The sequence below is a fragment of the Methylobacter psychrophilus genome, from assembly GCF_025583945.1.
GTDB lineage: Bacteria > Pseudomonadota > Gammaproteobacteria > Methylococcales > Methylomonadaceae > Methylobacter_C > Methylobacter_C psychrophilus.
Genome location: NZ_JAOEGU010000144.1, coordinates 1 through 1242, shown reverse-complemented (window position 1 = coordinate 1242; position 1242 = coordinate 1). Strand labels below are relative to the sequence as shown.

The window sequence follows — 1242 nt, the reverse complement described above, 5'->3', positions numbered from 1 at the left end:
GTAGATACTCTGTTCAAAGTCAAAGGTATTTCGTTCATTTTTAACTATTCGACTGATTCTGAAATTTTATAAAAACGTGTATTATCGAAAGGTTCGTCATTTTTCAACATACCATGGATAGCATGAATTAATTTTCGCATGATGGCACAGACAGCCTGTAACGGTTTTTTGCCATTAGCTACGAGATGTTGGAAATAAGCCTTTACGTGTGGGTCATGTTGTTTAGCGCTTAAGGCCGGCATATAAAGGGCTGCGCGAATATTTCGGTTACCGGCTTTAGATATGCGCGACTTCTTATGAACGCTCTTTCCAGAATCAAAAGCTTTGGGATCTAGTCCTGCAAACTTGACCCATTCTCGATGGGTAAGGTCAGGTGGTAATAATAGCAATTCACCCATAAGCGAAATAGCACTGGTTTGGGCAATGCCTTTGATGCTGATTAATAACGTCAATGTACGTTCGAGTTTAGAGTGCTTACCGATCAAAAGTAGCGCCTCTATCGTTAATCGGTCAATACGTTTTTGTAATTGGGTAATAGCTAATTTCGCATCACGCAATACCGCTTTGGGTGTTTCTTGAGTCGCTGTTAACGCATGTAGATGATTCTTGGCAGCCGATTTCTGAGTAGTTAAGGCCGTAATTCGACGAGAAAAACAGCGAACAGCAATGGTCTCGTTGCTGGGTCGAGTCCAAGCAACGAAGTCCATGCGGGCCGCGTATTCAGCTAAAGTATTGGCATCGACAGCATCTGTTTTGCTGTTCTTCATTAATACTTTGGCAAAGTTATGCGACGATTTTGGATTAATGACCATAACCAATACACCGGCATCATGCAGAGCGACCGCTAAATCGAAATGATAAATGCCAGTAGCCTCCATACAGACGATGACACCAGGTAGTTTAACCAGTTTATTAACTAAACGAGCGCGATCAGTCCGTGTATTGGTGAATGTTTGGGGGTTGGATAGTTTGCTATTTTTACGAACAACTAGAACAAGCTCCTCTGCACCGACATCAATACCGGCTTGGTGGCTTGGATTAACTTCTGAGTCATTCGTGTTAAGTTGGATATTCATCATATTATTTTGTTAATAAAGGATAAAGAAAGTAGACTATTTACTGGTTCCCGACCCTGCACATGCACCTACCTTCCTTGTGTATGCAGGCTCTAAGCCTCGGATACTCCACGGTATGGGTGAATAGGGCGGGGGCCAATCTACGAAACAGGCTCTGATTATATTA

At 42.4% G+C, this 1242-nt stretch carries 1 protein-coding gene; it reads right to left on the bottom strand.

Annotated elements, in window-relative coordinates; translation table 11 throughout:
• Window positions 1-44: 44 nt before the first annotated feature.
• Complete coding sequence (locus tag N7974_RS20550; protein ID WP_262967394.1) at window positions 45-1079, bottom strand: IS110 family RNA-guided transposase; 1035 nt, start codon at window positions 1077-1079, stop codon at window positions 45-47.
• Between the last annotated feature and the right edge of the window lie 163 nt (window positions 1080-1242).